6 protein-coding genes are annotated in these 5,371 nt (G+C 55.2%); 5 read left to right on the top strand and 1 reads right to left on the bottom strand.

Annotated features, from left to right (window positions below; all coding sequences use genetic code 11):
- The 5 genes from ACTG3T_RS02255 to ACTG3T_RS02235 all read left to right on the top strand — a co-directional run.
- On the top strand, positions 1-1,145 hold a 1,145-nt coding region (locus tag ACTG3T_RS02255), incomplete at its 5' end, for an acyl-CoA dehydrogenase family protein (protein WP_439100640.1).
- A 59-nt stretch (positions 1,146-1,204) separates the two neighbouring features.
- Positions 1,205-1,993, top strand: a complete 789-nt coding sequence (locus ACTG3T_RS02250) for an SDR family oxidoreductase (protein WP_439100639.1) — start codon at positions 1,205-1,207, stop codon at positions 1,991-1,993.
- A 78-nt stretch (positions 1,994-2,071) separates the two neighbouring features.
- Complete coding sequence (gene aceK / locus ACTG3T_RS02245; RefSeq protein ID WP_439100638.1) at positions 2,072-3,823, top strand: bifunctional isocitrate dehydrogenase kinase/phosphatase; 1,752 nt, start codon at positions 2,072-2,074, stop codon at positions 3,821-3,823.
- Positions 3,823-4,530, top strand: a complete 708-nt coding sequence (locus ACTG3T_RS02240; RefSeq protein ID WP_439100637.1) for a histidine phosphatase family protein — start codon at positions 3,823-3,825, stop codon at positions 4,528-4,530. The genes aceK and ACTG3T_RS02240 overlap by 1 nt, the downstream gene beginning before the upstream one ends.
- Positions 4,527-5,105 (top strand): histidine phosphatase family protein, encoded by a 579-nt coding sequence (locus ACTG3T_RS02235; RefSeq protein WP_439100636.1) that lies wholly within the window; start codon positions 4,527-4,529, stop codon positions 5,103-5,105. The genes ACTG3T_RS02240 and ACTG3T_RS02235 overlap by 4 nt, the downstream gene beginning before the upstream one ends.
- 66 nt (positions 5,106-5,171) lie before the next feature.
- On the opposite strand, the gene ACTG3T_RS02230 is transcribed toward ACTG3T_RS02235, so the two are convergent.
- Positions 5,172-5,371 (bottom strand): acyl-CoA thioesterase (locus tag ACTG3T_RS02230; protein ID WP_439100635.1); only part of this gene is annotated, 200 nt, incomplete at its 5' end.

Below are 5,371 nucleotides of genomic sequence, written 5' to 3'. Positions count from 1 at the left end.
TGCGTGACAGCGTCGCGCGTTTTGTTCAGGACGATTACGACTTCGACACCCGGCGTGGCATCGTTGCCAGCGACGAGGGGATGAGCCGTGAAGTTTGGCAAACCTTTGCAGAGCTCGGCTGGCTGAGCGTGCCCTTCGCAGAGGAGTACGGTGGTTTTGGCGGTGGTCCGGTGGACCTCATGGTCATGATGGAAGAGTTTGGTAAGGGCCTGATCGTCGAGCCTTACTTTGCGACCGTAGTGTTGTTCGGTGGTTTGCTGAACGCAGCAGGCAGCGAAAGCCAGAAAGGCGAATATATACCGGGCATTATCGACGGCAGCCGGCTGGGCGCCTTCGCCTACCTCGAACGTCAGAGCCGCTACGAACTTGCGGACATGCTCACCACGGCAACCGCCACCGACGGTGGATACACGCTCAACGGCGAGAAGGTGGTTGTCAGCAACGGTATGAACGCCGACACTCTGATTGTTGCCGCGCGAACCTCCGGCGAACAGTACGACCGCCAGGGTATAAGCCTGTTTATCGTTGACGCCAACGCTGCGGGCATAGAGCGCGTGAGCTATCGACTGATGGATGGCCAGAACGTTGCCAATATTACCTTCAAGGATGTCAGCATCAGCGCTGATGCTCTTCTTGGGGAGCTCGATGGCGGCTACGGAGCCATGGATCAGGTTATTCAGGAAGGTATTGTTGCCCTGTGCGGCGAGGCGATGGGTCTCATGGGTCAGCTCAACAACAAGACCCTGGAATACACCAAGACGCGCGAGCAGTTTGGCACGGCTATCAGTAGTTTCCAGGCGCTTCAGCACCGTATGGTGGATACTTTTATGTCCTATGAGCAGGCAAAGTCCATGCTTTACCGCGCCGTTTGCGCATTGGAGAATGGCGATGAGGATTTGCGCCGCGAATTACATGCGTTAAAGGTGATGACCCACAAGTGTGGAAAGCACATCTTTGAAGAGGCCATCCAGCTGCACGGCGGTATGGGTCTTACCGACGAGTTGGATGTTGCCCATTACGCCAAGCGACTGATGATGATAAACGCGACCTTTGGGGATCGCGATCATCACCAGACGCAGTTTAATGCGCTGAGCTACGGATCGAAGACAGCTGAAAACGTTGCCAGTATGAGCGACGCAGCCTAAGTTTCTACCGTTTGACCAGGCCCCCGATTGGGGGCCTTTTTGTTTCTGGAGATGAATGGATGGATGTAAAAGGCAAAGTGGTGGTTGTCACGGGTGGTGGCAATGGTATTGGCAAGGCGCTCTGCGAGCGCTTTTCTGCAGACGGAGCTGCACAGATCGTTGTTGTGGACCTTGAGCTTGATGCCGCTCAGGCCGTAGCCGACGCGCTGGGCGGTAGTGCCTATGAGGTTAACGTTCGGGAAGAGTCGCAAATCGCTGCGATGGTGGACGATGTCATTGCCAGGTTTGGGCACATAGACCTGTTCTGCTCCAATGCCGGCATTATCGCTTTGGATGGTCCTCCCTGGTATGCCACCTCCGCGCCCAATGAGACCTGGGAGGCCATGTGGGACATACACGTGATGAGTCATGTTTATGCGGCGCGAGCCTGCCTGCCGTCCATGATCGAGCGGGGGGAGGGGTATTTCCTGAATACAGCCTCGGCAGCCGGGCTTCTCAGTCAGGTGGGCGACGCGGCCTATTCGACCACCAAGCACGCTGCCGTAGGCTTTGCCGAGTCGTTGGCAATCACCCATGGTGATGCGGGAATCAAGGTTTCCTGTCTCTGCCCCCAGGCAGTCGCTACACGTATGATTGGTGATTCGGAGGGAGGCACTGCAGGTGTTGACGGTATCCTTACCCCGGCAGATGTTGCAGACGCGGTGGTGCAGGGTCTGGCAGAGGAACAGTTTCTGATCCTTCCCCATCCGGAAGTGGCCAAATATCGCGAGCGTAAAACTGCAGACTACGATCGATGGATCGGCGGTATGCGTAAATTGCGTCGCCAGTTTGGTAATCCGGAAGTCTAGTCGCTTTGAACCCTGAGGACAGGGGTCGAGGGACAGTTAAAGCGGGTGGGAGAGTGAGAGGGAGCAGGAGAGAGTAGCGTGGAACGACGGGAGCGCTTTGCGCGAATAATTCTCAACGGCTTTGAGTCTTACTTCGCGGACTTTCAGAATATCACGCTGGGAGCTCGCTCGCGTTTTGAAAACGCCGACTGGCTGGGTATTCATGCCGCAACTATCCAGCGTATTGATCTTTACAAGCTCAAGGTGAATTTTGTTCTCGACACTGTGGAACTGGTAGCGGGCGAAGAGCTTCGCAATTACGAATTCTGGCGTGACACCCGAAAAATTTACGCGCGGCTGATCCGCAATCACAATAACTTTGAGATTGCGGAAACCTTCTACAACTCGGTTTACAACGCGGTATTCGAGCACGAGCAGGTACGCAACGACTACGCATTTGTATTTTCGTCACAGGGGGATATTCCCCTCTCTGACAGTAGTCCGGTGTTGCATTACTACTCTGTGGAGAACTCGCTCCGGGGTACCATCGAAAAGCTTCTCACGGATTATCGTTTCAATATTCCCTACGAGGATTTAACGCGCGATGTGGATCGGCTTCTTGAGGCGTTCCAGGAAGAATTGGTGCTGATCGCCGACTTCGACATCAACCGAAAAGACATGCGTATGGAGGTGTTGTCCCATCACTTCTATCGCAACAAGGGGGCTTATATAGTCGGGCGGATTTTATCCGGTCCCGACAGCATGCCTTTCGTGCTCCCGCTGCTGCACAACGAGGACGGTGGCGTGTATGTAGATACCGTGCTTTTCGGGTCCAATCGCGTCAGCGTGGTATTCAGCTTTACCCGCACCTACTTCATGGTCGACGCTACCATTCCCTCGCAGTACGTGCTGTTTTTGGCCAAGCTCATGCCAGCCAAACCGATCTCCGAAATCTACAGCTCCATGGGCTATAACAAGCATGGCAAGACTTACTACCACCGGTCAGCGGTGCGACACATGGAGTCCACCACCGACAAGTTCGTAATCGCCCCGGGTATCAAGGGCATGGTGATGAGTGTGTTTACCCTGCCGTCCTATCCCTTTGTGTTTAAGATAATCAAGGATCGTTTTACGCCGCCCAAGGAGGTCACCCACGACGAGGTGAAAGCCAAGTATCGACTGGTTAAACGCGCGGATCGCGCAGGGCGTATGGCTGATACTCAGGAGTTTACCAACCTGGCTTTTGCCCGTGATCGGTTTTCCGAAGAGTTGATCACAGAGTTGAAAGCGGTGGCGCCGTCCCAAATAGAAGAGCGCGGCAAAGCTCTGATCATCGGGCACCTGTATGTTGAGCGTCGCATGACGCCGCTTAATCTCTATCTGCAGGATGCTACGGATCTCGAAGTAGAGGAGGTGATGGACGAGTATGGCAACTCCATCAAACAGCTCGCCGCGGCGAATATCTTTCCCGGAGATATGTTGCTGAAGAACTTTGGTGTGACCCGCCATGGCCGCGTGGTGTTCTACGATTACGATGAGATTGTGCCGTTGACCGATTGTAACTTTCGTATCATTCCCGAACCTCGCAATGAAATGGAAGAAATGGCGAGTCAGCCCTGGTATTCCGTGGGGCCCAACGATATTTTTCCGGAGGAGTTCCGCTTGTTTTTTTCGGGGAACCAGCGGGCCAGAAAAGCCTTTGATGAAAAGCACTCGGATATCTACGAGGCGCGCTTCTGGCAGTCGCTACAGGAGCAGATTCGCAGCGGTTACGTAGAATCTTTTTATCCCTATCGGAGAAAGCTGCGTTTTCCCCGAGAGGAAGAACCTTCTTTACTAGGAAACTCCTGATGGCCAGCATTTACCTTATTCGTCACGGACAGGCGTCCTTTGGCGCAGAGAATTATGACGAGTTATCACCCCTGGGACGTCGTCAGGCGACGCTCACGGGAGAGTATCTGTCTCGCACCGGCGTGGTTTTTGACGCGGCCTACAGCGGCTCGTTACAGCGCCAGAAAGATACCGCTGCCCTGGCGCTGGAGGCGCAGGCTGCAAGCGTCCCGGTGATGGAAGATGTGCGTTTGGATGAGGTTCGCAATGATGAGCATCTGGAGTTTCTGCTGCCCAAGGTCCTGGAGACGCGTCCCGACATCAAGGCTATCGTGGATCAGGGGCTGGACTCGAGTAAGCGATTTCAGAAAGTCATTGAGGCGGTGTTTAACTATTGGGTATCTCCCGAGTGCGATGAGCCCGCCATTCAAAGCTGGAAGGATTACTCTGAGGGCGTGCACAGCATGCTTCGCGATATCATCAGCAATCAGGGCGGAGGTAAAACCATCGGGGTCTTTACCTCGGGAGGAACTATCGCAACGCTCACAGCTGCAGTACTGAATCTGCCGGGGTCGGCGACGTATCAGTTTTATGAGCCGGTGTTCAACTGTTCGGTGACGCAGCTTTTTTATAGTGCCGATCGGATTTCGCTGTCCTATTTTAATGATTGCTCTTTCCTTCGAGAGCTCTCTGTGGCCCGAGGAGAGAAGCTGGTTAGCTATCGATGAGCGGGGCTAAGCGGGTTTATCTGGTCCGCCATGGCGAGGCGGCGGCGAGCTGGGGGGAAAGTCCCGATCCCGGTTTGTCCGAACCTGGACACGCGCAAGCGAAGAAAACGGCTGATCTGCTTTACAGCGAGCTTGCGTCCTCTGACATGTCCCTGTCCGAGGTCTCTCTGCTCACCAGTCCACTCCAGCGGGCACAGGAAACCGCTGTGCCCCTTGCCGACGCCCTCGGTCTCAGCGTACGGGTTGATGAGCGTTTTCGCGAAATTCCCTCACCGGTACCCCTTGTCCAGCGACAGGATTGGCTCCGGGGTTTTATGCGGCAGCAGTGGCGGGAGCAAGAAGCAGACTTACACCAGTGGCGTGACAATATTGTAGAGGCCGCTGAGGCTCTTTCAGGTACCGCCGTAGTGTTCACGCATTTTCTGGTAATCAATGCGCTAGTCGGCTGGTATCAGGAACACAAAGACACCCTCGTGTTCTGGCCTGATAACGCGTCCGTAACGCTCCTCGATGACAGCTCCGGGCAGCTGGCAGTGCAGGCCCTCGGAGAACAGATGGCCACTGTGGTTAACTAGGGAGCCTGTACCTTCGAGTGGCTTGGTCCGCCCAGAAGCCGCTGCTTACGCGTCTTTTGAGGACAGCTAGGGCGAACTGGGTCGTAAGCGTATCAGTGACTCCTGCGCCGTGGAGGCAACAAGCCTTCCGTCGCGGCTAAAGAACTGCCCGCGGCTAAACCCGCGACCACCCCCTGCGTTGGGGCTGTCCATGCTGTAGAGCAGATAGTCATCAGCCCGTCCAGGACGATGAAACCAGATTGCATGATCCAGGCTCGCGGCCTGAA

The organism is Congregibacter sp. (assembly GCF_965660375.1).
Classification (GTDB): domain Bacteria; phylum Pseudomonadota; class Gammaproteobacteria; order Pseudomonadales; family Halieaceae; genus Congregibacter.
This window is presented reverse-complemented; position numbering and strand designations above follow the sequence as displayed.